A 25,745-nucleotide genomic window follows, 5' to 3' on the forward strand; every position below is an offset into this window, starting at 1 on the left:
CGGATGATGCTCGAGGATCGGTTGCCGGAGGGCGCCTTGTCGCCAAAGCTTTCGCATATGGCCGTCCTGGCGGGCCAATATGCGATGGCGGAGAATGCCGTGGCTCATGGCGGCCATGTGCGCACCATCGCCGCCGGGCACTATACCGTCGCCGGCCTCTCGAGGCAGGTGCGCCTTGGCGATTTCGTCGCGCATCGTTCCCAGACGGGCGTTCATCTCGGCGAGGTTGTCCGCGTCGAGCCGGAGCTTACCTATGTGTGTCCCATCGAGCCGGGCGAGCCGATCGGCATCCAGGATACCATCATCCGCAAGGGTGCCTTTCGCATCGCGCCCGATGACAGCTGGTGCGGCCGTACGATCAATTCGCTGGGCGAGCCGATCGACGGGCTCGGGCCGCTGACATCCGGCCTGGAATCGCGCTCGATCTCCAATACGGCCCCGCCGTCTATGACGCGCAAGCGCGTCGAGACCGGCTTCAAGACCGGCGTCCGCGCCATCGATATCTTCTCGCCGCTCTGCCTCGGCCAGCGCCTGGGTATCTTTGCAGGCTCCGGCGTCGGCAAATCGACGCTGCTGTCGATGCTGGCGAGAGCCGAAGCCTTCGACAAGGTGGTGATCGCGCTCGTCGGCGAACGCGGCCGCGAAGTGCGCGAATTCATCGAGGATACGTTGGGCTCGCACATGCAGAAATCGGTGGCCGTCGTCGCGACCAGCGACGAGAGCCCGATGCTGCGCAAGATGGCGCCGCTCTCGGCCATCACCATCGCCGAACATTTTCGCGACAAGGGCGACAACGTCCTGCTGATCGTCGATAGCGTCACCCGCTTCGCCCATGCCATCCGCGAGGTGGCGACCGCGTCCGGCGAGCCGCCGATCGCGCGTGGATATCCGGCCTCGGTCTTCACCGAACTGCCGCGTCTTCTCGAGCGCGCCGGTCCGGGACCGGAAGGCACCGGCACGATCACCGCCATCATCTCCATCCTCGTCGATGGCGACAATCACAACGATCCGATCGCCGATTCCACCCGCGGCATTCTCGACGGCCACATCGTTCTGCAGCGCAGTCTTGCCGAAGAAGGGCGCTATCCGCCCGTCGATCCGCTGGCGTCCGTTTCGCGTCTGGCGCGAAAGGCCTGGACGCCGGATCAGGAAAAGCTGGTTTCGCGGCTGAAAGCGCTGGTGCATCGCTACGAGGAGACGCGCGATCTGCGCTTGATCGGCGGTTATCGCCAGGGCAGCGACGCCGATCTCGATATCGCCGTGCGCCAGGTGCCGATCATCTACGACATCCTGAAGCAAACTCCGGGCGAAGAGCCATCCGCCGATGCCTTCACCGATCTTGCGAATGCCCTCAGAAACGCTTCGGGCGGTGCCCCGGTCAGAGGCAAGTGATGGTTGTCCGGAGCATCGCCTCGATTTTGTCTTGTCCGCAGCCGGCCGGATATCGCCGGATTTCATGCCCAAAGAGGGATCAAAAGTGAGAGAAACCGACGCAGACGAACCGGTCGCTCCGCCGAAACTGGCGAGAAGGAGAACCGTTACCGACAAGGCTCTGGCCTTTGCGGGACTGGCGCTCGCCGGCGCCTCGGCCTTCTTTCCCTGGTACGTCTTTCTGAACCCGGAAAAGTTCGGCATCCAGGTGGCCGAAGGCGACCGCACGCGCGATCTGCCGAATTGGCCCGGCCGCGCGATCGTCAGCGTGTCGCCGCTCGCCATGGTCAACAAGAATCCGAGCGCGCCGAAGGATCTCATTCCCGATCCTTTGACGACGGCGACGGTCAGCAATACCGGTCGCGAGGATGACAAGGGCGCGCCGGCCGACCAGCAGCCGTTCCCCGGCAAGTCCTCGTTCCACCTGCTGCATGTCGCAAACGGCCGTGCCCTGATCGAGGACGATACCGGCATGTATGTCGTGCGCATCGGATCGGTTCTGCCCGACAACAGCCGGCTGGCTTCGATCGAACAGAGAGACGGAAAGTGGGTCATCGTCACGTCGGCGGGCGATGTCTACGGCAACAATTGAAAATCGCGCAAACGCCTGGATTTCAAGCATTTCGAAGACCTTCACAGGAACGCATTTCCCGCAAGTCCCACGCAAGATTATCCCGCTAGATTCCTAGTGTAAGAACGGAGAGAAGCCCATGCAACCCATTCAGCTCTTTGACCTGGCCTCGCGGCAAGCCGAGTGGCTCCAGGTGCGTCAGGAGGTTGTTGCAGGCAATATCGCCAATGCCAATACGCCGAAGTATCGCGCCAAGGACGTGACACCGTTCCAGGCCGTTCTGGACAACCAGAACGTCAACATGGTTCGCACCAATCCAGCGCATCTTTCGGGCAGCGAATTCAGCACGAGCGGCGACGTCAACGTCGAGGAAGCGCCGCTCAACCAGGAAATTGGCGTTCAGGAGTCGGGTAATACCGTCGGCCTGGAGGACGAGCTCGCCAAGGCCGGTGACATCAAGCGCCAGTACAGCTTGAACACCGCACTCGTAGGCTCCTTTCATCGCATGATGTTGATGACCGTAAAACAATAGATGAAGTGAAGATGTCATGGACCCCTTATCAGCCGCATTGAAGATTGCAGGCTCCGGCCTGGAGGCGCAATCAACTCGTCTGCGAGTCGTTTCCGAAAACATTGCCAACGCCCGTTCGACGGGTGACACGCCCGGCGCCGATCCCTACCGGCGCAAGACCGTGACCTTCGGAGCCGAAATGGATCGCGCCAATGGCGTCACCATGGTCGGCGTCAAGAAGCTCGGCCAGGACACGGGCAAGTTCGTCGAAGAATACGATCCCGACAATCCGGCGGCGGATCAGAAGGGCTATGTCAAGATGCCCAACGTCAACGTCCTCGTCGAGATGGCCGACATGCGAGAAGCCAATCGTTCCTACGAGGCCAATCTGCAGACGGTCCGTCAGGCGCGCGATCTCATCTCCTCCACTATTGATTTGCTGAAGAACCAATGATCGACACGGTTAAGAATGTAGCCTCCCTCTCGGCGACCCGCGGCCTCGGCAGCATCGCCACGGATCTGACCTCCGCCGCTTCCAGCGCGATGAACGCTTCGCCGGCCGTTGCCATGGGCGCGGACGCCGGAATGAGCTTTGCGTCGGTCATGTCGAATGTCGCGAAGGATTCCGTCAACACGCTGAAGGAAGCCGAAAGCGCCTCCTTCGCCGGCATGAAGGGCACGATGAGCACCCGCGAAGTCGTCGACAAGGTCATGCAGGCCGATCAGACCCTGCAGACCGCGATTGCGCTGCGCGACAAGGTCGTGTCCGCATTTCTCGATATTACAAAGATGCAGATCTAGAGCGGGATTCCCCGCTTTACCTACCTGATTTGGCGAAAGCTGCTCGCAAGCCTTTCCACGGCTGCGAAGGCTCCGCCCCAGATGCAAGGACGAAAGCATGAGAGCGCTCGCAATTGCCGCGACGGGCATGGACGCCCAGCAGACCAACCTCGAAGTGATCGCGAACAACATCGCGAACATCAATACGACGGGCTACAAGCGCTCTCGCGCCGAGTTCTCCGACCTTCTCTATCAGACCGAGCGCGCCAAGGGCATCGCCAACAGGCCGAACCAGGCGGTGGTGCCGGAAGGCGCCAATATCGGTCTCGGCGTACAGACCGTGGCCGTTCGCAACATTCAGGTCCAGGGCGAACTGTCGCAGACCCAGAACGAGCTCGACGTCGCGCTCGTCGGCCGCGGCTGGTTCCAGATCCAGATGCCGGACGGCACGACGGCCTATACGCGCGCCGGCTCCTTCAACAAGAGCGATACCGGCCAGATCGTTACGCCCGACGGCAACGTGCTGGAGCCGGGAATCACCATCCCGAACAACGCCAGCAGCCTTGCCATCAGCCAGTCCGGCGAAGTGTCGGCGATCATCGGCACGGCGACGACGCCGACGGTGCTCGGCCAGCTGCAGATCGCCAACTTCGTCAACGAAGCCGGCCTGCAGCCGATGGGCAGCAACCTCTTTACCCAGACGCCGGCTTCCGGCGATCCGGTCGTTTCCGATCCGAACGAGAACGGCTTTGCCTACCTGAAGCAAAACTACCTGGAATCGTCGAATGTCGATCCGGTCAAGGAAATCACCGACCTGATCACCGCTCAGCGCGCCTACGAGATGAATTCAAAGGTCATCACGACGGCCGACGAAATGGCGCAGATCGTCAGCAAGAACCTGAAGTAGTGGGAAGGACGGGCCGAACATGAGGTTTCGCCGGATGAAAAGCTTAGCAATGGCCTGGTTCGCCGCGGCGAGCCTCTCCGTCCTGTTCGCTTCGGCCGCGCCTGCCGGGGCTGTAGGCGCCGACGGGCCTGGCCTCGGTACTGCCGTGGTGCCGACCGAGACGATCTATCCGGGCGACATCATCAGCAGCGGCCAGCTCGAAGAGGTGGAGGTTACCAACCCCAACCTCAGCGGCGACTATGCCAAGCGGCTCCGCGACGTCACCGGCCTGGTATCGAAGCGGACGCTTCTTCCCGGCCGCACGATTTCCATTTCCGCTTTGCGCCAGCCCTATGCCGTGACGCGGGGCTCCAACGTCCGTCTGGTAATGAGCATGGGCAGCATGACGATCACGGCGGCGGGCACGCCGCTTGACGATGGCGCCGTCGGCGACAATGTGCGCGCCCGCAACATGGACTCGGGCATCATCGTCAACGGCACGGTTCTCGAAAACGGTACGATCCGAGTGGTCGCGAAATGAAACGACTTCGTCAACTTCTAGCAGTCCTGCTTGCATTGCCGAGCCTGATCGTCGCCGAACCGGCGGCGGCCATGCAATCGCGCATCAAGGATATCGCGTCGCTGCAATCCGGCCGCGACAACCAGCTTATCGGCTACGGTCTGATCGTCGGTCTGCAGGGCACCGGCGACGGCTTGCGTTCCTCGCCCTTCACCGAGCAATCCTTGCGCGCGATGCTGCAGAACCTCGGCATCTCGACACAGGGCGGTCAATCCGCGGCCAAGAATACCGCCGCCGTCATGGTGACCGCGAACCTGCCGCCCTTCGCAAGCCCCGGCAGCCGCATCGACGTCACGGTCAGCTCGCTCGGCGACGCGACGTCGCTGCGCGGCGGCACGCTGATCATGACGTCGCTGACCGGCGCGGACGGGCAGATCTATGCGGTCGCGCAGGGTTCCGTCATCGTCTCCGGCTTTCAGGCGCAGGGTGCCGCGGCGACGGTGACCGAGGGTGTGACGACGGCGGGCCGCGTGCCCGGCGGCGCCATCATCGAGCGCGAGCTGCCGTCTCGTTTCAAGGATTCGGTCAATCTGGTCCTGCAGCTGCGCAATCCCGACTTTTCCACCTCGATCCGCATTGCCGACACGGTCAATACATGGGCGACGTCGCGCTACGGCGCCCCGATCGCGGAGGCCAAGGATTCGCAGGAAGTGACGATCGCCAAGCCGAAGATGGCCGACCTCACGCGGCTGATGGCCGATATCGAAAACCTCAACGTCCAGACCGATACGCCGGCCAAGGTCGTCATCAATGAACGCACCGGAACGATCGTCATCGGCGCGGACGTCCGTGTCTCGCCTGTCGCCGTCAGCTATGGAACGCTGACTGTCCAGGTCAGTGAAAACCCGCAGGTCATCCAGCCCGAACCCTTCTCGGATGGTCAGACCGCCATTCAGGACCAGACCGACATCACCGCCACCAAGAGCGGCGGCCGTGTTGCGGTGCTGGAAGGGCCTGACCTGAAGACGCTGGTTGCAGGCCTCAATAACATCGGCGTCAAGCCGGACGGCATCATCGCCATCCTGCAAGGCATCAAATCTGCCGGCGCCCTGCAAGCGGAGCTCGTGCTGCAATGATATCGACCGCCATCGCCAGAAGAATGCTGATCACCTGCGCTCTCGCAACCGGCGCCACGCTGCTGTCGTTCGGCCTGGCGGCCGCGCAGGAGGCGCCGAAGCCGGTCGCCGATCCGGCCACCAGCCAGGATGAGATCCGGCAGTTCTGCACCAACATCGCCGATCCGGCGCGCGACCAGCGCTATCTGCTGCAGAAGCAGGAACTGGAACAGCTTCGTGCCGACGTCGATCAGCGCGTCGCCACCATGGACAAGCGCAAGGCGGAATATGAGGATTGGCTGAAACGCCGCGACGATTTCCTCAAGACCGCGGATCTCGGCCTGGTCGATATCTACAAGAACATGAAACCGGATGCCGCTGCGGCGAGCCTCAACGATGTCAAGATCACGGTTGCCGCCGCGATCATCATGAAGCTTTCGTCGCGTCAGTCGAGCCTGATCCTCGCGGAAATGGATGCGCACAAGGCGGCGGTCATCACAAACATCATCGCCAGCGCATCCGACCCGAATACATCGAAGTCGAAGGACCCCTCATGAACACGCGTCTTACGGCCGCCTGCACGATCGTCGTCTTTCTCGCCGGTTGCCAGTCGCAGGCCCTTAAGGAAATCGGCAGGGCGCCTGCCATGAGTCCGATCGGCAGCGGCCTGCAATATGCGCAGACGCCGCAAATGCTGCAGTATCCGAAGCGGCCGCATCAGGTCGCGCAGGGCTATTCGCTCTGGAACGATTCGCAGGCGGCTCTGTTCAAGGACTCGCGCGCGCTCAACGTCGGCGACATCCTGACCGTCACGATCCAGATCAACGACAAGGCGAACTGGGACAACGAGACCAATCGCAACCGCACGAACAAGAGCGATATGAACTGGAACATTGCCGCCAAGATCTTCGGCTGGCAGCCCAGCACCAATGCCGACGCAACCTCGGGCTCCGACACGAGCACGGACGCCAAGGGCAAGATGCAGCGTTCCGAGCAGATCAACCTGCTGGTCGCCGTTGTCGTCACCGGCATTCTCGAAAACGGAAACCTGATGATCAGCGGCTCGCAGGAAGTCCGCATGAACCAGGAAATCCGCATTCTCAACGTCGCCGGCATCGTGCGGCCGCAGGACGTCACCTCGGAGAACACCATTTCCTACGACAAGATCGCCGAGGCGCGCATCTCCTATGGCGGGCGTGGCCGTCTGACGGAAATACAGCAGCCGCCGAGGGGGCAGCAGGCCGTCGACCTGCTCTCGCCGCTCTGATCCGATGGTATCGGCTAGTTTGACAACGAACGGATAGGGACATGGCAGCAGCCGCAGACGAACCGGCAAAGAGCAAGGGATCGGCGCTCATCATGATGATCGTCGGGCTACTGGTGCTGACCGTCCTCGGCGGCGGCGGCGGCTGGGTGCTCGGGACCGTCGTTGCGCCGAAGATCAAGGCCGCCACCGCGGCGATCCAGGCGACCGAGAAGGCGACGGGCGAGGGCAAGCAGGCTGCCGCGGCCGCGCAGGCGAATGGCATCGTCGCGCTCGATCCGATCACGACCAATCTTGCCTATCCCTCGCAGAGCTGGGTCCGGCTCGAACTTGCCCTGGTATTCAAGGGGCCGCCGGACACTCAGCTCGCCCAGGCGATCCACCAGGATATCCTCGCTTACATCCGTACGGTCTCGCTGCAGCAGATCGAAGGTGCCCGGGGCCTGCAATATCTTCGGGATGACATTCAAGAGCGTGTTGACCTGCGCTCGGAAGGACGAGTATCGAAAGTTATGTTCAGAACTTTCGTGATCGAATGAGTCGATTAGCACTTGCCTTGTCAATATTAGTCATTGCTGCATTGTCGCCCGAAATGGCGATGGCGCAGCAATTGTCGCAACAGCTCCCCACCGATCTTCTGAATGTGCCCGTGAACGGCTCGGTCGCCGCCTGGATCATTCGCACGTTCGGGCTTTTGACGATCCTGTCGATTGCGCCCGGCATCCTGATCATGGTGACGAGCTTTCCGCGCTTCATCATCGCGTTTTCGATCCTGCGCAGCGGCATGGGGCTGGCGACGACGCCGTCGAACATGATCCTGCTCAGCCTGGCCCTGTTCATGACCTTCTACGTCATGTCGCCGACCTTCGATCAGGCGTGGAAGGACGGCGTGCAGCCCCTGCTTGCCAATCAGATTTCGGAGGCGGACGCCGTGCAGCGCATTGCCGAGCCGTTCCGGACCTTCATGTCGAACAACACGCGTGACAAGGATCTGAAGCTGTTCGTCGATCTGGCCCGCGAACGCGGCCAGACGACCGTCGTCGACAACAAGATCGACTATCGCGTCCTGATCCCGGCTTTCATGATCTCGGAAATCCGTCGCGGCTTCGAAATCGGCTTTCTGGTCGTCCTGCCGTTTCTGGTTATCGACCTGATCGTGTCGACCATCGTCATGGCGATGGGCATGATGATGCTGCCGCCGACCTCGATTTCGCTGCCGTTCAAGATTCTGTTTTTCGTGCTGATCGATGGCTGGAACCTGCTGGTCGGCAGTCTGGTCCGCTCTTTCCACTGACAAGACAAGCGCAAGACGATCGCCGGAGCCGCGGCCCCGGCGATCGCTGAGCTTTACTCGGCCGCGATCGCCGCCGCGTTCTGGTCTTCTTCCATGAACGGCTCCGCGCGCATCGGTAGCGCCGGCACGTCCATGTGGTCGGGCGCGAGGCCCTGCCTGGCCCGGTCCGCCATCATCTCGAAGGCCGTTTCCAGATGGTGCGTGAAGCGCTCGGCATCGAAAAGCGGCTTGATGTAGCGATTGGTCGCCAGCGTTTCCTTGAACTGCGCGATACGCTCCGGCTGGCCGGCGAGCTGCACTGCCATGTCCTCATAGGCCTTGATGTCCTCGGCCACCAGTTCGGGCAGGCCGATGGCGTTCAGCAGGCTTTCGCTGACGCGCGAGGCGAAGTTGGTGCCCTTCGTGGTGAGGACCGGCAGGCCGCCCCACAGCTGCTCGGACGTCGTCGTGTGACCGTTGACGGGGAAGGTGTCGAGGCCGAGATCGGCAAGCTGCTGACGATCGATATGATCCTCGTAGCGAATGCGGGTGGTGAAGACGACGCGCTTGCGGTTGATGCCGCGCGCTTCCATGCGCGACCAGATGTTGGCTTCGGCCCGGGGGCCGTTGCACAGCAGCCAGAGCACGCTGTTCTTGCTGCGCTTGAGGATGTTGCACCACACGTCGACCATCTGCGAGGTGATCTTGCGGTTGCCGTTGAAGGACGCGAAGACGAAGGCGTCCTCGGGCAGCCCGTGCTGCGCACGGGTTGTCGGCCGCGGCTTCGGACGGTTGAGCGGGTCGTTCGGCTGATAGCACTCGGGCAGGCGGCAGAATTTCTCGTGGAAGTGCTCTTTCGAGCGGTCCGGCAGCACAAGATGATCGCCGATGATGTAGTCGAGGTCGATGTTGACGGTCGTGCCGGGGAAACCCAGCCACGCGACCTGGATCGGAGCTCCCATGTGGTTGAGGATGAAGGCGCGGCTTCCCTTGGTGTGACCCTTGAGGTCGACGAGGATGTCGATCCCGCGGCTGCGAATGGCCTCAGCCGCCCCCTGGTTGGAAAGGCCGCGTATATCGACCGTCGTCCCCAGCTTTGAGTAGTCGAACGTCTCTTCCTTCTGGTGAGCCAGGTCGGAGTGGTCGAAGAGCGTGATTTCGAACCGGTCCTTGTCGTGCAGCTCCAGAACGCGCTGCATCAGCTTCATCGTCGCATGGCCCGGCCAGAAGTCGGACGAGAGATAGCCGATGCGGATCTTGCTGCCCCAGTTGTGCGGCATCTTGCGGCGGGCCTCTGCGTGGCCTTCCGGCAGCGCGACGGTGTCGTGGATGGCGAGCTTGTTGATCGTCTCGTCTCCGCACCAGTGAAGGTGGAAGAAGGGGTTGTCGGGGATGATGTGGTCGAGTTTGCCCTGCGCCAGCGACGTCGTGACGGGCGCCATATGCTTGTCGACGGCCGCCAGATCGGACACCTCGCGCGCAAAGATCAGATAGAGCGCGCGGAAGATGATGTTGTCGGGATGCTTCTTGAACAGGGTCGTGACGATGTGCCGGTTGCTCTCGTCATAGAGATCGTCGGTCAGCAGATTTGCGGCCATCTGGCGATGCTTGATTTCCGGCCCCTCCACGAGCACCGTCTTGAAGCCGGTCAGCAGTTCCTTCTGCTGGCGGCTCAGGAAGATGCGGCTGAGGACGAAGGCAAGATCGGGATCCTTGAAAGCCAGCGGCAGGATCAGGCTTCCGACTGCAAGGGCCTGGTCGTCGTTGCCGCAGTCGCCGTGGAGCAGCAGGGCTTCGCGAAGATAGTCCTCGCGCTGGGGCTTCTGCCGGCCGGCCAGCTCGTAGGCGCTCGCCGCATCCGACCTGAAGCCGAGTTTGAGCAGCGTCTTTGCCAGCAATACATAGGTCTTGGGGGACCGGTCGACGTTCAGCAGCTCGTTCAGCGTTTCGAGCGCGCGCGTATATTGCCCCTTCTGATAGAAGCTGGACGCTGTCACAAAGGCGTTTTTTGTATTCACGAGCGAGAACTCCGAGCGATATGTTTGATCGGCTCCCCGCCGAAGGTCGAGGGCCGGCATCATGGATTCGCCCTATGATCTCCCACGTAGCTTGCCTGAAACCGAAGCAACGGTTGAAAGCGTCTTTACGCATTCTTAGCCACGTTCCGGAGAGAAAGTTTGCCGCCGCCCCGGATTAAGAAATTCGCAAGCAATGGGTGCGAACTTTCTCGCGACATGACGGGTTTGGTCCTCTAGGAAAATGGATCGAGGGGCATGAAGCTGCTCCGTCATCGCCGGTATACCCAGTCCGGTATGTCCTCCTTTTGTATCCAGTTTCCAGGGGACACCTATGACCAGCATTATCACTAACAATTCCGCAATGGCCGCCCTCCAGACGCTGCGTGGCATCAGCAGCAACCTGCAGGACACGCAGAACGCCGTTTCTTCCGGCCTGCGCATCTCCAAGGCTTCCGACAACGCAGCTTACTGGTCGATCGCCACCAGCATGAAGTCCGACGACAGCGCCATGGGCGCCGTTTCCGACGCTCTCGGCCTCGGCGCTGCCAAGGTTGACACTGCTTCGACGGCCGTTTCCAGCGCCATCGACATCGTCGGCCAGATCAAGGACAAGCTCGTCACCGCCATGGAAGGTTCGGTCGACAAGAAGTCCGTTCAGGAAGAAATCGGCCAGCTGCAGCAGCAGCTGCAGAGCGTTGCCCAGTCGGCTTCGTTCAACGGCGAAAACTGGGTCATGGCCAAGAGCGGCGACTCCGCTTCGGTTGTTTCGTCCTTCATCCGCGGCACCAACGGCACCGTTTCCGTCAGCACGTCGGCCTACGCCTTCGACACCGGCGCAACCGGCAACGTTCTGTTCGGCGCGAATGCAGACGGCACGATCAACACGTCTTCGGGTATCCTCGGTACCACGAACTCCACGGCCAACGCTTCGGTCTTCAGCCTCGACATCAGCAACATGACCGGCGGCCAGATCTCCAGCGCGCTCAACATGGTTCAGACCGCTCTGAACTCCATGACCAGCCTGGGTTCGAAGCTGGGCTCCATCTCCAGCCGTATCGACCTGCAGACGAGCTTCGCTTCCTCGCTCTCCGACTCGATCCAGTCGGGCGTTGGCAAGCTGGTTGACGCCGACATGGAACAGGAATCCAGCAAGCTCTCCGCTCTGCAGACGCAGCAGCAGCTGGCCATCCAGTCCCTGTCGATCGCCAACTCCTCGACCCAGTCGATCCTGTCGCTCTTCCGTTAATAGGAAGCGCCAACGCAGCGCGTTGGACGACAATCCTAAACAACAAGTTAACCGCGCCTATCTAAGGCGCGGTTTTTTTTATATTTTTTGGCTAAAACCAGTTCAGGTTTTCTTAACCATATTGCTGTTTCTTAGGACCATCGAAGCGGCGAGTTAACCTTAACGGATTTGGTTAACAGGCATGATGCTGAATGCCGTTACCGGTTTTAGGTCCGGAATGTCCCTTATTTAACCACTGCCAAAAGGGGCAAATATCATGACGAGCATTCTTACCAATAACGCCGCAATGGCAGCCCTCCAGACGCTGCGCTCCATCGGCTCGGATCTGCAGCAGACGCAGAACGCCGTATCTTCCGGCCTGCGCATCTCCAAGGCTTCCGACAACGCAGCTTACTGGTCGATCGCCACCAGCATGAAGTCCGACAACAGCGCCATCGGCGCCGTTTCCGACGCTCTCGGCCTCGGTGCCGCCAAGGTCGATACCGCAACCACCGCAGTCACCAGCGCCCTCGACGTCGTCGGCCAGATCAAGGACAAGCTCGTCACCGCCATGGAAGGTTCGGTTGACAAGAAGTCCATCCAGGAAGAAATCGGCCAGCTGCAGCAGCAGCTGCAGAGCGTTGCCCAGTCGGCTTCGTTCAACGGCGAAAACTGGGTCATGGCTCAGAGCGGCGACTCCGCTTCGGTTGTTTCGTCCTTCATCCGCGGCACCAACGGCACCGTTTCCGTCAGCACGACCTCTTACGAGTTCAACTCCGGCGCAACCGGCAACGTTCTCTTCGGTGCGAACAACGGCACGATCGACACGTCTTCGGGTATCCTCGGCACGCAGGACTCCACGGTTGGCGCTTCGGTATTCAGCCTCGACATCACGGGCATGACCGGCGGCCAGATCTCCAGCGCGCTCAACATGGTTCAGACCGCTCTGAACGCCATGACCAGCATGAACTCGCGCCTCGGCTCGATCTCCGCTCGTATCGACCTGCAGACGAGCTTCGCTTCCTCGCTCTCCGACTCGATCGAATCGGGCGTTGGCAAGCTGGTTGACGCCGACATGGAACAGGAATCCAGCAAGCTTTCCGCTCTGCAGACGCAGCAGCAGCTGGCCGTTCAGTCCCTGTCGATCGCCAACTCCTCGACCCAGTCGATCCTGTCGCTCTTCCGTTAATAGGAAGAACCGGCGCAACGCGCCGGTCGATAGCAAGAGACAACACTTCGCCGCGCCTTCTCCGGAAGGCGCGGTTTTCTTTTGATCCGATACGCGATCGCTTCAACTCTTTGTTCTCACGCGATCCCGCACGAAAAACCGCCGCGCGCTTTTTCCTGGGGTTGCTCTAAAGCGCAGGGCTATCCTTCGGATTCGCTTCTCGCGCTTCAGGTCTTTCATTTTGCGCATGTCGTTATCGCAAAACCGCTGCACACTTTTGCGCGACATGCTTTAGGACGCAATTGCGAGCTCGGCGCCGGCCCGGTCGCGGATGGCATCGACGAAACCGTCGAACAGCTTGCGCATGGCAACTTGCTTGTAGGGATAGACGATGGGATCGTCCATATTGTGGACCACCATCGCAACGTCGAGCTCGAACACCAGCAGGCGGCCGTCGGGAAGCTCGGCGCAATCGATGCCGAAATAATCGAGCCCGATATGGTGGCAAAGGGCTGCGAAGCTTTCCTTGTGGCGAACCGCGAAATCGTGATCGAAATCTTCCATCCACGCCTGTTCGACGGCGCGTTTTTCGGCGCTCTGTCCCATGCCGGCGCTCAGATAGTGCACGATCCAGTGTTCCGAGAGCGCCATATGGCTGGCGAAGGCCCTGCCGTTGATGAAGACGACGCGTTGCTTGTTGTAGAGGCCGTCGGGGCCGCGAAAATCGATGAATGGCGCGACATAGAGCTCGTGGGCAGGCTGCGCCTCAAGAAATGCCGCCAGTCCGGCCGGATCGGCGATGCGCTCCATCCCGTTGCCCGCATGCGTGCTGATGGGGCGAACGACGAGCGGGAACGAAAGGCCGGGGGCACAATGCTCGAGCTGTCTGGTGCCTGCGCCGACAGCGGCAAGATCGGCGCGCGGCACGCGATGGGTGATGGGCGACAGGATGGACGGCTCGTTGGCCAGCATCGCGCTCACGCCGTCGCGCGTGAGCCCTGCGATCAATGCCGGATTGCGGTTCATGACCACGCCGTCGAATCCGGCAAGCAGCCCTTGCATATGCGCGAGGAGGGGAGCGTTCTCGGTCGATTCCCCGATCGCCATAAAGGCGACGTCATGGTCCGGCAGATCGGCAAGAACAGTAGTTTCCAGGCCGACGTAATGCAGCAACAGCACGCAGTCGCTCCCCGCCAACAGGAAATCCAGCGGCGTATTGGCCATGAAATCGCCTTCCGTGACGAAGGCCAGCAGCCGCGGTCCGGCGCCGTTGCCATGGACGACGCAGAAGTCGCGGCGCAGCTGCACGGCATTCTTCAGGATCTGGCGGGCCTCGTCGCTGCGGCCGAGCGTTTGCAGGATGATCGCCATGTCCAGAAGCGCGGCCGCGTCGGTCGGATCCGCCGTCACGCGTTGCATGAGCTCGTTCCACAGCGGCGTCACGTCATGGCCGGCATAGACGAGCGAGACGATTCTCTGCATGCCGAGAATTCGGGAGGTATCCGGCACGTTCTGGGAAGCCGAACCGGCGATTGGTGCTTTGGTCGTCAGCATTGGGGGAAATCCTGTCGGGAACCGATTGTCAAAACGCTATGAACGAGCGCGTCGATATCCGTCTGCCGTGTCCGATGGTTCACGATCGCGGCCCGGATGGCCGGCTGTCCGTTCAGATGGGTGAGAGACGGGGCGACGCGGCCTTCGGCATGGAGACGCTCGACGATATGGGAGTTGATGGATGGTGCTGCCGTGCCGTCCGCTCCCACATAGGCGAAGCAGACGATATTGAGGGCAACGGGTGCAAGCAGCTTCAGCGCCGGCTCCTGCTCGATTCGCTGCGCCAGCTTGCGCGCCAGCATGCAGTTGGCGCTCATGGCGTCCCCCAATACCTTGACGCCGTAGGTCTTCAGGGTGAACCAGGTCTTCAGCGCCCGGAACCCGCGCGACAGGTCCGGGCCGTAGTCGCAGGGCCACCAGTCCCCGCCGGCAAGGCCGGTGGCCGCGCGGCTGAGATAGGCGGCATCCGAAGCAAAGGTTTGCCGTTGCCACTCGCTGTCCCGCACCAGCAGGAAGCCGGCATCGTAGGGCACCTGGCCCCATTTGTGGAAATCGAAGGCGAGCGAATCGCAGCTGTCGATCCCGGCGAACAAGGGCGCCAGGTCCGGGCTCAAGATGCCGAGCGCGCCCAGCGCGCCATCGACGTGAAAATGAAGACCATGGGTATCGGCGACATGCCGCAAACCGGCGAGATCGTCGACGGCGCCGGTGTTGACCGTCCCCGCGCTGCCGATGACGAGGAACGGCAGGAAGCCTTCTCGTCTGTCGCGCTGGATCGTCTGCTGCAGCGCATCGATGTCGATCTGCCCGAGCGCGTTGACCGGAATGCGCCGCAACTGGTCGCTGCCGATGCCGGACATTTCGAAGGCGCGCGGAACGCATCCATGCACTTCGCTCGACGCGTAGGCGACGAGGCGGGATTCGTCGGACAGGCCGGCCGCGCGCACGTCGCGGCCGAGCTTGCGGCATCGGGCGATCTGCACCGCGACGAAATTGGCCTGCGATGCGCCGGTCAGGAATATGCCGCCCGCCGTTTCCGGGAAGGAGAAGATCTGGCGCGTCCAGCGGATGATCTGGCGCTCGACTTCGATCGGCATGTGGTCGCGTCCGCCGAGATTGGCGTTCAGGCCGCCCGCCAGCATTTCGGCCAGCATGCCGGCGACCGTGCCGCCGCCCTGGACCCAGCCCATGAAGCCGGGGTGGATGTTGCCGCTGCCATAGGGCAGAATATTCTCGCGAAAAATCGCATGGACATCCGCCAGGTCGCTGGCCTCGATGGGTAGGGGCGTATCGAACAGGGCGCGGGCCGAAGAGGGCGCATGTTGCCAGACCGGCTTCGTGCCGAGCGCCTGGAGGTGATCGAGCATGTCGTCAAGCATCTGGTGACCCTGCTTGCGCAGGGCCTGCCAGTCGTCGGGGTCGAGGCTCGTTCGCTCATGGCGATCAACCGCCGCTCGCCCGGCGTCCTGCAAACTGAACATCTCAACCTCGTACATGACCGGGCGTGGCGACGGTGTCGTCGGAACGCCCGGCGAAGGCGCCGGCCGCTTCCCGCCCGACATTGGGCGGATCGCCGCTATGCTACGACGCTCAAGATGGCGCGAGGCTGACTTGCCGTTGGTGAAGCACGCCAAATGACGAAGTTTGGACGGAAATCCGGCCATGCGCGCACGCTGCGCGGATGAGGCCCCTTCGGCTTCAATGAAAGGTAGCGGAAACGGCGCTTGCCAAATCGGGTGGTCTGATCGGCGGAGCGTATGATTTCGTTAACTTTCGCCGACGGCGTTAACCATTTATTAACCGTATTGTTGTCAGTTGCGGCTAACGCAACGGTTGGTTAACCTCTCCTAACAGGCGGTTAACAAGCATGAGGCTGATTGCCGTTCCCGGCCGCAGACCGGAATGTCCCTTCCAAATTCAGCCACAAGGGGCACCCTTCCATGACAAGCATCCTCACCAACGACGCGGCGATGTCCGCTCTCCAGACCCTGCGCACGATCAACTCCAGCCTGCAGGATACGCAAAGCCGTGTTTCCTCGGGCTACAAGGTCGCCAAGGCCGCCGATAACGCCGCCTATTGGTCGATCGCCACCACCATGCGCTCCGACAACAGCGCGCTGTCCGCGGTCTCCGACGCTCTGGGCCTGGGCGCCGCCAAGGTCGATACCGCCTATACCGCGATGGACAACGCCATCACCGTCGTCCAGCAGATCAAGGACAAGCTCGTCGCGGCAACCGAAAACAGCGTGTCGAAGGCGGACGTTCAGGAAGAAATCACGCAGCTGCAGCAGCAGCTGGAGAGCATCGCCCAATCCGCATCCTTCTCCGGACAGAACTGGATGTATGCGGCCAACGGCGCCTCGGCATCCGTGGTCTCCTCTTTCGTGCGCAACAACAACGGCACGGTTGCCGTCAACAGCACGAGCTACAGCTTCGACACCGGGTCGCAGGGCAACGTCCTGTTCGGCGCCAAGCCCAGCGGCTCGATCGATACCAATTCCGGTATTCTCGGCAGCACGCAGAATATCAGCGGCAAATCCTACTCCGTCTTCAGCCTCGATATCACCAACATGACGAGCGGAGACATCGGCAAAGCGATGAACCTCGTTCAGGGCGCCCTTAACGCGATGACCAGCACGGCCTCGCAGCTCGGTTCGCTTTCCACCCGCATCGACCTGCAGACCAGCTTCGTCTCCACCTTGAGCGATACGATCGATTCCGGTGTCGGCAAGCTCGTCGACGCGGATATGGAAGAGGAATCGAGCAGGCTTTCGGCCCTGCAGACACAGCAGCAGCTGGCGATCCAGTCGCTGCAGATCGCCAACACCAGCGCCCAGAATGTCCTCGCTCTCTTCAAGTGAGCCTTGACTGGAGCTTGCGTTGAAATGGCGCGGCGGCATTTCTCTCTTGTCGCCGCGCATAAGCTTTTGTTAACGTTGCCGGTAATTGATTTGCAGTCTTTGCGCAGGATCCGGCCTTCGTTCTTTACAGCGGTCGTCGGATCTTGCCTTAGCGACGGGCCGCGCTGGGAGTTCCCCCCGCTGGTGGGCATGAGGCCAATCGTTGCTGCCGGATAGACCCGGTTTGCCAGTCCCAATGGAACTACGGATTTTCTGATGAGCAATGTGACGACGAATCCTGCCGCGTCAGCGGCGCTGACCGTGTTGCGCGGAATCAATACAGATCTCGGTGTCGTGCAGCAGCAGGTCTCGTCCGGCTTCCGTATCGCGACGGCGAGTGACGATCCGACCTATTGGTCGATGGCAACCACCATGCGCTCCGACCAGAGCAGCCTTTCCACGATCACGGACGCGCTCGGCCTCGGTTCGTCCAAGGTCGACACCGCATCCACCGCGATGGATACCGTCGTCAGCCTTCTGACCCAGATCCAGTCGAAGCTGGTATCGGCAAAGGAGCCGGGCACCGACAAGGATGCCGTTAACGCCGATATTCAGCAGCTCAAGAATCAGTTGCAATCGGTCACGCAGTCGGCTTCCTTTTCCGGCGAGAACTGGCTCTACAACACCAGCCAGCATCCGAGCACGCAGCAGTCGGTGATCAGCAACTTCACGCGAGGCGCGGGCGGGCAGGTCAGCCTTACGACCATCGGCTACGACAGCTCCCAGACACTGATGATCGACACGGCGGATCCAAGCCGCGGGTTGCTGACCAAGAATGTCGATGCAAGCACGTTCGACAGCTCGGGCACCGGCGGCAGCACCACGGCCCGCAATTACTATCTCTTGGCGGCCGATACGGGAACGACCCCGGCAGGCGGAACGGAAATCGCCATATCGAGCAGCACGACGGACGACCAGCTGACCGACATGATCAATGTCACCAACTCGCTGCTCAAGTCGGCGACTTCGGCGGATTCGACGTTGGGCCTGATGAAGTCGAACATCGACGATCAATCGGACTATATTTCCAAGCTCAGCGACGCCATCAAGAGCAGCGTCGGCGATCTCGTCGATACGAATATGGAAGAGGCGTCCGTACGGCAGAACGCCCTGCAGACCGCACAGCAGATGGGTATCCAGGCATTGTCGATCGCCAACAGCATGGCGAACAAGGTGCTTATTCTCCTTCAGTCGAAATAAGGATTCGGCGGCCCGGCTCGATCGGCGTCCGATCGAGCCGGGCCGCCCGCATTCATCCTCGCACAAGTTTGACTGCCTACGGTCCTTCGCAATGGCATGGTTGCGCAATGTGCCGGTGACATCAGTCATTTCCGGAGGGCGCAGCCAGAGGACGGAAACCGGAAGCGTGATGATCGACGTTTTGAGAATGGCAATGGATCGGCCCCTTGGCAGCATCGACTTGCAGCGCCCCTGTGGCGCGAATGGGGAGATGCGCGCGTGAGCTTGACACTGTCCCGATATCTCAAGGATTTCAGCGCCGAACAGATCCCGCCGCCCCAGGTCGAGGACATGGCGTTTGCGGAGCCGGCGGATTTTCCCGAAAGCCCGGCGGAGCCGCCCGTCGATATCGAAGCCGAGCGTCGGGCCGCCTATGCGGAAGGGCACGACGCGGCAACGCAGGAATTGTCGCAGAAACACCAGGCCGAACTCGACGCCATGGCCGAATCGTTTCGTGCCGAAACGGATGCCTTGCGGATACGCTACGAGGAACAGGCGGCGGAGAAGATCGCGGCTGACATGACGCGCATCGCCACCTTGCTGGGGCAGGCGATCAGCGTAGAAGCGGCGGCCATCCTCGCGCCGGTGATGACCGAGACGCTGACGACCAAGGCCGTCGCCGAGCTGGCCGATCTGGTGAAGGCTGCAATCCTCGACGGCAGCGTGGGTCCGATATCCGTCAGCGGCCCGCGTCATCTCTTCGAGGCTCTTCACACGCATCTCGGCGATGACGGCGCGCTGTTGCGCCATGTCGAAGCGCCGGACGTCGATCTCACGGTCACGATCGGCGAGAGCGTTCTCGTGACCCGGATGTCGGCCTGGGCCGCTAGTCTGAAAGAGATTCTGAAATGAGCGACGGCGATCAAAATCACGGCAAGCACGAGATCATCATCGTCAAGCGCCACGGCGGCGGCGATCATGAAGGCGGACATGGCGGCGCATGGAAGATCGCCTACGCCGACTTCATGACCGCCATGATGGCCTTCTTTCTTGTCATGTGGCTGGTGAATGCCGCCAACGAGGAGACGAAGGCCTCGGTCGCATCCTATTTCAATCCGATCAAGCTGGCTGACGAAAAGCCGACGGAGAAGGGTCTCAAGAAGCCTGTCGATCAGGCTCAGGGCGAAAAGAACCAGCAGAAATCGGACAAGCCGCAGGACAAGCCGAACGACGGCAAGTCGGCCAAGACCGGCGAAGACCTGACATCGACGTCGGGCGATCAGACGAACTACTCCGAGGCTGATTTCTTCGAGAATCCCTATTCGGTCCTGGCTGAAATCGCCCAGGAAGTCGGCCAGCAGGCGAACGTCAGCGCCAAGGGCGAGGGCGGCGCCGCGCAGTCGGGTCCGGCGACGGGCGCAGACGGCGGTCAGGCCTATCGCGATCCTTTCGATCCGGATTTCTGGACCAAGCAGGTTCAGGTTTCCAGCGCCTCCAAGAAGGCGAACGAGGAACAGTCCGCGAAGTCGGATCAATCGCCCAAGGGTGAAGTCGTCGCCTTGTCGAAGGCGACGGCTGCGGACACGGGACAGCCTGCCGACCAGCCGCAGACGCCGGAGCAGCAGCCGACTGTGAGCGAGCAGCAATCGACCGGCAAGGCGCAGGGAAAGCAGACGCAGCCCCAGCAGGTCGCCAAGGCCTCCGGGCAGAGCGATGCATCCACGCCCGAGGACAATGCCATTTTGCCGCAGAGCAAGGACGCCGCGCCGACAAAGGCGGAGCAGCAGGACGCCAAGGATCTGCAACAGGCAATCCAGGCCGAGATCAAGGGTGTCGCCGGTCAGCTGGCCGAGGGGCTGCAGGTTACAGCGGCGGAAGGCGGAGTGCTGGTGACGATCTCCGATCAGAGCAACGACCCGATGTTCAACATCGGTTCGGCGGTTCCGCGCCGCGAGATGGTGCTGGCGATGGAAAAGATCGGCAAGCTGCTCGCCGAGCGCAAGGGATCGATCCTGGTCCGCGGCCACACGGACGGGCGTCCCTATATGGTCGACGGCCGCAACGACAACTGGCGCCTCTCCCTCGATCGCGCGCAAAGCGCCTATTACATGCTGACCAGCGGCGGGCTGGACGAGAAGCGGATCGTGCAGGTTTCGGGCTTTGCGGACCGGCGCCTCAAATTGCCGGCCGATCCGTTCAACGATGCCAATCGGCGCATCGAGATTCTCATCGCCAATCCTTCGAACCAGGCAGCGACGGATCCTGCGGCTTCGGGCACGCAGACACCCGCCAAGCCCGCTTCGGGCAAAGGCAAGTCCGGCCAAGGCAAGCAAGGATAGTTCATGGTGCGCAAACAGCATCGTCATCACCTTGCGCTTACGCTCACCCTCGGCATGTTGGTGCCGGGGGCTGTGAACGCCGAGGGGCAGGACAACCTGCCGCTCTACAAGATGATGCACTCGCTCGAATTCGTGCAGGATTCCGTGGTCGCGGGCGACAGTTCCGCCGGAGAAATGCAGCGCTTCCTGCTCGCAACCATCGACGAACGCCTGCGCAACGCGGACAAATCCGTTTTCGACGACGGACGCAACGTCGATGCAGCGCTGATCTACGCCATGAGCGGCGGCAACCCCGAGACGCTCGAATATCTGATGTCGCGCGACGTCAACGGCAATTTCGACAATCGCGTTGCCGACGTTCTCAGGAAATATCTGAACGGCAAGGGACTGCTGGTCGTCAACACGCTTGCCGACATCGCCAAGGAATATCGCGACAAGCCGATCGGCCCCTATCTTTCGCTGGTTGCCGGCAATGTCATGTCCGGCAAAAATGCCAAGGCGGCCCTGAAACTCTACGACTGGGCTCGTTTGATGGCCCCCGGCACGATCATCGAGGAATCGGCGCTCCGTCGCTCGCTTGCCCTGTGTGCCGACGCGGGAATGGTGCCGACGGGGCTCGACTATGCGCAGCGCTATACGAGGCGCTTCCTGCATTCGCCCTATGCCAGCCAGTTCGCCGATCTTTTCGTGCAGCTCGTGGTCGATCACGATTCGGATATCAAGCAGCAGGACATCATCGATATCCTGTCCTTCATGGACCCGCCCAGACAACGGGAGATCTATCTGCGCATGGCGCGCCGTGCCGCGATCGCCGGCAAGTCCGATCTCGCCGCACTGGCGGCCGGCCGCGCCCAGGCGATCCCCACCACGGACGGCGGCGACGCCTTCGGCGCGCTGGCGAACTTCTATGGCGGCGTGGCGGGCATATCGACACCGGAACTGAAGTCGGCGATCAACGATGTCGACCAGATGCCGGCGGGAGAGCTGAACGCGCGGGATCGTGCCCTGCGTGATGCGGCGAAGGCCGTGGCACAGGAGATCATGCGCACGCCCGACCCTGCAAGCCTCGGGCAAGGCAACGTTCCTAACCTGTCCAACCAACAGAATACTGAACACGATGCTGCTGTGACGAATCAAGCGGGAGGCCAATCTCCCGGCACGGCGGGTGTTGAGCAGGGAGCCACGCCGAGCGCGGCTCCCGCACCGGAAGGAGGGCGGCAGGAGGTCGACTCTTCGTTCAACGCATTCGTCACGACGAGCCGCTCGAAGCTGGATGCCATCGACGGCCTGTTGAAGCAGGAAAGTCATTGATCATGAACGACATCGGTGTATCCGGCGCCTCATCCGGGGCGGATGTTCTTGCTGCCGTCAAGGGTGCGCGCTCCTCGAAACAGGACGACGGCAAAGGCTTTATCGATGCGCTGACCAGCTCGCTCGGCAACGGACGGAAGTCCTCCGGCGTGAATGCCGGTCAGGACGCGACGGCCACGGGCACGACAGCCGATGACAATGCGGATGCGGATACCGATACGGCCAAGACGGCGGCGGGCAATTCCGCGGCGATAGCTCTTGCCATTGATGACAGCGCCAATGCCGGAGTTGGTATGATCGACACGTCCGGAGCCAATCTCGCCGCCCTCGCTGGCCTGACCAAGGGCGCGAAGCCCCCACAGGGCACGACCGCCGCGGCGCTCTCGAAATCTCTCATAGAGTTGCAGAAGGCGGCCTCGGCTGCGGCCGAAGGCAGCACTGCGCAACCAGCCGATGGCGATCAGCCGGCCGTAACAGCCGATCCTGCCATGCCGGCGGCCGGCGCTGACAAGATGCCGACACAATCGACCGCGGTCGATCAGCTCGCCGGGATGGCGCAGCAACTGGCCGACATAGCTACGACGGACGGTCAGATTGCCCCGGTGAAGGGCAACGACAAAACGCCTGTCGTGAAAGGCGGGAAGAATGCGCAGTCTGCTGACGATGGTAAGTCGACGCCGACGCAAGACGGCCAGGTAGCCAATACGATCTCGGATACCTTGTCCCTGCTGAACGTTCCCCAGCCGGTGGTTGCGGCGCAGGCGGGCGCGATGCCGACCGGCAAGGCCGCTGACGATGCGAAGGTTCAGGGCATGTCGCTCGGCAATGCGGCCCTGTCGGACGATACGGTGGACGCGACGTTGGCGGTGCCGGACGACGCCAAGGGATCAGACGCATCACAGACCTTCCGTCTGACGCGGGCGGATGGCCGTGGCGGCGCGCTCGATCTTTCGATCAGCAAGACCGCGGATGACACGGCGGATGTCAAGGTGGCGGCGCCCGCAGGCGGCGACATGCCGACCGTCACGGTGCTGGATTCCCGCCGCTATTTGGGACTCGCCTCCAACTCGTCGCTAGTTGCCGGAACGATGGCGGGCGACCGCGAATGGTCGGCGGCGATGCAGCCGGGCTCGGCGCTGTCGAATGCCGCGAACCTGACAAGCACGGGCAAGGTCGTCAACACCCTGAAGATCCAGCTGCGGCCGGACAATCTCGGCGATGTCACGGCCACCATGCGGCTGTCAGGCGATCAGCTGAGCGTCGATCTCAAGGTTCAGACGAGCGAGGCCTACAGGCAGCTTCATGCCGACCAGAGCCGCATGGTCGAGGCGCTGCGAGCCCAAGGCTACCAGGTCGACAACATCACCGTCTCCATGGCGTCCAATGCGGATCAGCAGTCGGATAGCAGTCGCTCGGGATCGAATCAGCAGCAGCAATCCTTGTTGAACCAGGGGCAGGGGGGCGATGCGCGTCCCAAGGGTCAGAACTATTCGGGGCAGCAGGCAAATGGAAACGATGGCAATCGCAGCTCGGGTGAGCGCGGCGTTGAAGACGGTGCTGCCGGTAGCGCTCAGCGTCCTCGCTCTGGCGCGGTTTACCTCTGAGGCGCATGCTTCCGGAAACCCGGCACCGCCCGACAATGGTGCCGCTGGCCTTTGCGAACGCGAAATACAGTCAGCCGCCGCGAAATATGGAATACCGGAAGGGATCCTCTACTCGGTCGGCTTGACGGAAACAGGCCGTAAAGGATCGCTTTACCCCTACGCCCTCAATGTCGAGGGCCGGCCGATCTTCCCGCCATCGGAAAGTGCCGCCCTGCAGGTGTTCGCCGCAGCCAGGCAGAACGGCGCAAAGCTTATCGATGTCGGCTGCATGCAGATCAATCAGTATTTCCATGGTGAAAACTTTGCATCCGTCGACGCAATGTTCGATCCGCGCAGTAACGTCGAGTATGCCGCGAAGTTTCTTCGCAATCTGCATGACAGGCATGAGACCTGGACGATGGCGGTAGCCAGATACCATGCAGGCCCGAACAACGATCCCGCACAGAAGGTCTATGTCTGCCGCGTGATCGCCAATCTGGTTGCCACCGGCTACGGGAAATGGACGCCCAACGCGGCCACCTTCTGTCAGAATTAGACAACTCATAGGTTGTATTCGGCCTCTTGTTAGCCGCCGCTAACTCAATCGAGACTGTTGACTGCCATGGAACTGCCCAAAATGCGCGTGTTAATAATACGCTAACTAACAACTTTTTTATCGGTGTGAAATGCGATGCACCCACTACATCTAGTGCAAATCGCGCCTCTAAAGTTAATCAATTATTAATTTCCGTCACTCATTTCCGACAGTTGTTCGTGATTCGCCCGATTCGTACCCATAGTCCATCGAAACACCACACTGATTCGGAGGCGGACGAATGATCGTAGTGGTTGATGAGCGACAGCTCGTTAAGGACGGATATACATCACTGTTTGGGCGCGAGGGCATCCCTTCCACGGGGTTTGATCCACGCGAGTTCGGCGAATGGGTTACGACGGCGGCAGAGGGCGATATTGCTGCTGTTGAGGCCTTCCTGATCGGCCAGGGCCAGCAGGTGCACGAGCTCCCCAGAGCAATTCGTGACAGGACGGCAGCACCCGTGATCGCGGTCAGCGATCAACCTTCGCTGGAAGCCACGCTTGCACTCTTCGATTGCGGCGTGGACGATGTCGTGCGCAAGCCCGTTCATCCCCGGGAAATCCTGGCCAGGGCCGCGGCGATCCGCCGTAGGCTGAAGGCGATCAGCAACTATACCGATATCGGACCGATTCGCGTCTTTGCGGATGGTCGTGATCCGGAAATCAACGGATCCGTTTTTGCCTTGCCGCGCCGCGAGCGCCGCATCCTCGAATATCTGATCGCCAATCGCGGTCGCCGGGTGACGAAGACGCAGATCTTCAACGCCATCTACGGCATCTTCGACGAGGAAGTCGAAGAAAACGTGGTTGAAAGCCATATTTCGAAGCTGCGCAAGAAGCTGCGCAAGAAGCTCGGTTTCGACCCGGTCGATTCCAAACGCTTCCTCGGCTACTGCATCGACTGGAGCTGATATCTCCAGTCTGGCATTCAGGATGCTGAATTCATGAACAGGCCCGAGAATCACATGATTCTCGGGCCTGTTCTTTTGCTCCATGCGCATCGGCATTGCCCCGAAGGTGCGTCGTTTCTTACGTTAACGACAGTCGATGCCATGGCTGCGATGCGGCTCCCGCGAAGGGCATTTTCACGATGATCGGCTTTTCGCCCTCTCAGACAGCTTCACGCAAGGCCCGCCACCTACTCTCAGTCGTATGAAGGATAACGAGGATTCCAGATGAGGAATTTCGGCAGGATGAGGACTGGATTTGCGGAAGCGAACGCACAGGCGATTTGCCTGGGTGCCGCTTTTGGCAACGTCGCCAAGGCGATGCCGGTTCGTCGCGCCGTGTTGGCGGGGAAGGGCGTTGCGCATCTTGCGACCGCCGGATTCGATTCCCTGCACAATGGCATTCTCGTCTTCCAGTATGCTTGCAGACGGTCGTCTTTGGTTCGTTCCAGTGGTCTTCCATCGGGTGCCAACGACAATACGGCCAACTTCGCCGGCCTCACTCTGACAGGCTATTCTGACAATTCCGGCGCGCCATCGGCCATTCTGCGGCGCTAAAACGAATAGGGTATC

At 61.4% G+C, this 25,745-nt stretch carries 26 protein-coding genes; 23 read left to right on the top strand and 3 right to left on the bottom strand.

The window, feature by feature from the left end; translation table 11 throughout:
* The first annotated feature begins 6 nt into the window (after positions 1 to 6).
* The 12 genes from fliI to fliP all read left to right on the top strand — a co-directional run bounded on the left by fliI (position 7) and on the right by fliP (position 8,372).
* Positions 7 to 1,392, top strand: a complete 1,386-nt coding sequence (fliI, locus tag ACQZ6J_RS08930; RefSeq protein ID WP_163985155.1) for a flagellar protein export ATPase FliI — start codon at positions 7 to 9, stop codon at positions 1,390 to 1,392.
* Between the two features lie 64 nt (positions 1,393 to 1,456).
* Complete coding sequence (locus ACQZ6J_RS08935; RefSeq protein WP_449083461.1) at positions 1,457 to 2,023, top strand: flagellar protein; 567 nt, start codon at positions 1,457 to 1,459, stop codon at positions 2,021 to 2,023.
* Between the two features lie 118 nt (positions 2,024 to 2,141).
* Positions 2,142 to 2,534 (top strand): flagellar basal body rod protein FlgB, encoded by a 393-nt coding sequence (gene flgB / locus ACQZ6J_RS08940; RefSeq protein WP_163984705.1) that lies wholly within the window; start codon positions 2,142 to 2,144, stop codon positions 2,532 to 2,534.
* A 16-nt stretch (positions 2,535 to 2,550) separates the two neighbouring features.
* Entirely contained in the window at positions 2,551 to 2,967 is a 417-nt protein-coding gene (gene flgC / locus ACQZ6J_RS08945; protein ID WP_163984704.1) for a flagellar basal body rod protein FlgC, read from the top strand.
* The gene (locus ACQZ6J_RS08950) at positions 2,964 to 3,314 is read left to right on the top strand and encodes a flagellar hook-basal body complex protein FliE (RefSeq protein ID WP_163984703.1); all 351 of its coding nucleotides are present in this window, start codon (positions 2,964 to 2,966) and stop codon (positions 3,312 to 3,314) included. The genes flgC and ACQZ6J_RS08950 overlap by 4 nt, the downstream gene beginning before the upstream one ends.
* Positions 3,315 to 3,411: 97 nt before the next feature.
* Positions 3,412 to 4,200, top strand: a complete 789-nt coding sequence (flgG, locus tag ACQZ6J_RS08955) for a flagellar basal-body rod protein FlgG (RefSeq protein WP_163984702.1) — start codon at positions 3,412 to 3,414, stop codon at positions 4,198 to 4,200.
* Positions 4,201 to 4,234: 34 nt separating this feature from the next.
* Positions 4,235 to 4,720, top strand: a complete 486-nt coding sequence (gene flgA, locus ACQZ6J_RS08960; RefSeq protein ID WP_432444348.1) for a flagellar basal body P-ring formation chaperone FlgA — start codon at positions 4,235 to 4,237, stop codon at positions 4,718 to 4,720.
* Positions 4,717 to 5,835: a flagellar basal body P-ring protein FlgI gene (locus tag ACQZ6J_RS08965; RefSeq protein ID WP_163984700.1), complete on the top strand. Its 1,119-nt coding sequence runs from the start codon at positions 4,717 to 4,719 to the stop codon at positions 5,833 to 5,835. The genes flgA and ACQZ6J_RS08965 overlap by 4 nt, the downstream gene beginning before the upstream one ends.
* A complete protein-coding gene (locus ACQZ6J_RS08970) occupies positions 5,832 to 6,371 on the top strand; it encodes a MotE family protein (protein ID WP_163984699.1) in 540 nt (179 codons plus the stop codon). Before ACQZ6J_RS08965 ends, ACQZ6J_RS08970 begins: the two co-directional genes overlap by 4 nt.
* Positions 6,368 to 7,081 carry a flagellar basal body L-ring protein FlgH gene (flgH, locus tag ACQZ6J_RS08975; RefSeq protein ID WP_163984698.1) on the top strand — a complete coding sequence of 238 codons (714 nt, stop codon included), beginning with the start codon at positions 6,368 to 6,370 and terminating at the stop codon, positions 7,079 to 7,081. The genes ACQZ6J_RS08970 and flgH overlap by 4 nt, the downstream gene beginning before the upstream one ends.
* A 41-nt stretch (positions 7,082 to 7,122) precedes the next feature.
* The gene (locus tag ACQZ6J_RS08980) at positions 7,123 to 7,617 is read left to right on the top strand and encodes a flagellar basal body-associated FliL family protein (RefSeq protein ID WP_449083466.1); all 495 of its coding nucleotides are present in this window, start codon (positions 7,123 to 7,125) and stop codon (positions 7,615 to 7,617) included.
* Positions 7,614 to 8,372, top strand: a complete 759-nt coding sequence (gene fliP / locus ACQZ6J_RS08985; RefSeq protein WP_449083468.1) for a flagellar type III secretion system pore protein FliP — start codon at positions 7,614 to 7,616, stop codon at positions 8,370 to 8,372. Before ACQZ6J_RS08980 ends, fliP begins: the two co-directional genes overlap by 4 nt.
* Positions 8,373 to 8,425: 53 nt before the next feature.
* On the opposite strand, the gene ACQZ6J_RS08990 is transcribed toward fliP, so the two are convergent.
* The gene (locus ACQZ6J_RS08990) at positions 8,426 to 10,369 is read right to left on the bottom strand and encodes an O-linked N-acetylglucosamine transferase, SPINDLY family protein (protein ID WP_449083470.1); all 1,944 of its coding nucleotides are present in this window, start codon (positions 10,367 to 10,369) and stop codon (positions 8,426 to 8,428) included.
* Positions 10,370 to 10,700: 331 nt separating this feature from the next.
* Here ACQZ6J_RS08990 and ACQZ6J_RS08995 point away from each other — a divergent pair, with 331 nt between their 5' ends.
* Both ACQZ6J_RS08995 and ACQZ6J_RS09000 read left to right on the top strand, forming a co-directional pair.
* On the top strand, positions 10,701 to 11,615 hold the full coding sequence (locus ACQZ6J_RS08995; protein ID WP_163984694.1) for a flagellin N-terminal helical domain-containing protein: 915 nt from the start codon (positions 10,701 to 10,703) through the stop codon (positions 11,613 to 11,615).
* A gap of 256 nt (positions 11,616 to 11,871) precedes the next feature.
* Positions 11,872 to 12,783, top strand: a complete 912-nt coding sequence (locus ACQZ6J_RS09000; protein WP_163984693.1) for a flagellin N-terminal helical domain-containing protein — start codon at positions 11,872 to 11,874, stop codon at positions 12,781 to 12,783.
* Positions 12,784 to 13,053: 270 nt separating this feature from the next.
* On the opposite strand, the gene ACQZ6J_RS09005 is transcribed toward ACQZ6J_RS09000, so the two are convergent.
* Together ACQZ6J_RS09005 and ACQZ6J_RS09010 are read right to left on the bottom strand one after the other, a co-directional pair.
* Positions 13,054 to 14,316, bottom strand: coding sequence for a tetratricopeptide repeat-containing protein (locus tag ACQZ6J_RS09005; protein WP_449083473.1), 1,263 nt, complete (start codon positions 14,314 to 14,316; stop codon positions 13,054 to 13,056).
* The gene (locus ACQZ6J_RS09010) at positions 14,310 to 15,797 is read right to left on the bottom strand and encodes a pyridoxal phosphate-dependent decarboxylase family protein (RefSeq protein WP_449083475.1); all 1,488 of its coding nucleotides are present in this window, start codon (positions 15,795 to 15,797) and stop codon (positions 14,310 to 14,312) included. Before ACQZ6J_RS09010 ends, ACQZ6J_RS09005 begins: the two co-directional genes overlap by 7 nt.
* Positions 15,798 to 16,256: 459 nt before the next feature.
* On the opposite strand from ACQZ6J_RS09010, the gene ACQZ6J_RS09015 reads away from it, so the two are divergent.
* From ACQZ6J_RS09015 to ACQZ6J_RS09055, 9 genes are all read left to right on the top strand, one after another.
* Positions 16,257 to 17,177 (top strand): flagellin N-terminal helical domain-containing protein, encoded by a 921-nt coding sequence (locus ACQZ6J_RS09015; protein WP_163984690.1) that lies wholly within the window; start codon positions 16,257 to 16,259, stop codon positions 17,175 to 17,177.
* 255 nt (positions 17,178 to 17,432) lie between these two features.
* A complete protein-coding gene (locus ACQZ6J_RS09020; protein ID WP_449083477.1) occupies positions 17,433 to 18,416 on the top strand; it encodes a flagellin N-terminal helical domain-containing protein in 984 nt (327 codons plus the stop codon).
* 258 nt (positions 18,417 to 18,674) lie between these two features.
* A complete protein-coding gene (locus ACQZ6J_RS09025) occupies positions 18,675 to 19,307 on the top strand; it encodes a hypothetical protein (protein ID WP_449083479.1) in 633 nt (210 codons plus the stop codon).
* A complete protein-coding gene (locus ACQZ6J_RS09030) occupies positions 19,304 to 20,734 on the top strand; it encodes a MotB family protein (RefSeq protein ID WP_449083481.1) in 1,431 nt (476 codons plus the stop codon). The genes ACQZ6J_RS09025 and ACQZ6J_RS09030 overlap by 4 nt, the downstream gene beginning before the upstream one ends.
* A gap of 3 nt (positions 20,735 to 20,737) precedes the next feature.
* Complete coding sequence (gene motC / locus ACQZ6J_RS09035; protein WP_449083483.1) at positions 20,738 to 22,045, top strand: chemotaxis protein MotC; 1,308 nt, start codon at positions 20,738 to 20,740, stop codon at positions 22,043 to 22,045.
* Between the two features lie 2 nt (positions 22,046 to 22,047).
* Entirely contained in the window at positions 22,048 to 23,649 is a 1,602-nt protein-coding gene (gene fliK / locus ACQZ6J_RS09040) for a flagellar hook-length control protein FliK (RefSeq protein ID WP_449083485.1), read from the top strand.
* On the top strand, positions 23,591 to 24,184 hold the full coding sequence (locus tag ACQZ6J_RS09045; protein WP_163985154.1) for a lytic transglycosylase domain-containing protein: 594 nt from the start codon (positions 23,591 to 23,593) through the stop codon (positions 24,182 to 24,184). The genes fliK and ACQZ6J_RS09045 overlap by 59 nt, the downstream gene beginning before the upstream one ends.
* A 280-nt stretch (positions 24,185 to 24,464) precedes the next feature.
* On the top strand, positions 24,465 to 25,136 hold the full coding sequence (rem, locus tag ACQZ6J_RS09050; protein WP_163984684.1) for a transcriptional activator Rem: 672 nt from the start codon (positions 24,465 to 24,467) through the stop codon (positions 25,134 to 25,136).
* A gap of 282 nt (positions 25,137 to 25,418) precedes the next feature.
* Positions 25,419 to 25,730, top strand: a complete 312-nt coding sequence (locus ACQZ6J_RS09055; protein WP_449083487.1) for a hypothetical protein — start codon at positions 25,419 to 25,421, stop codon at positions 25,728 to 25,730.
* The last annotated feature ends 15 nt before the right edge of the window (positions 25,731 to 25,745 follow it).

The sequence above is a fragment of the Rhizobium sp. A37_96 genome (genome assembly GCF_053521765.1).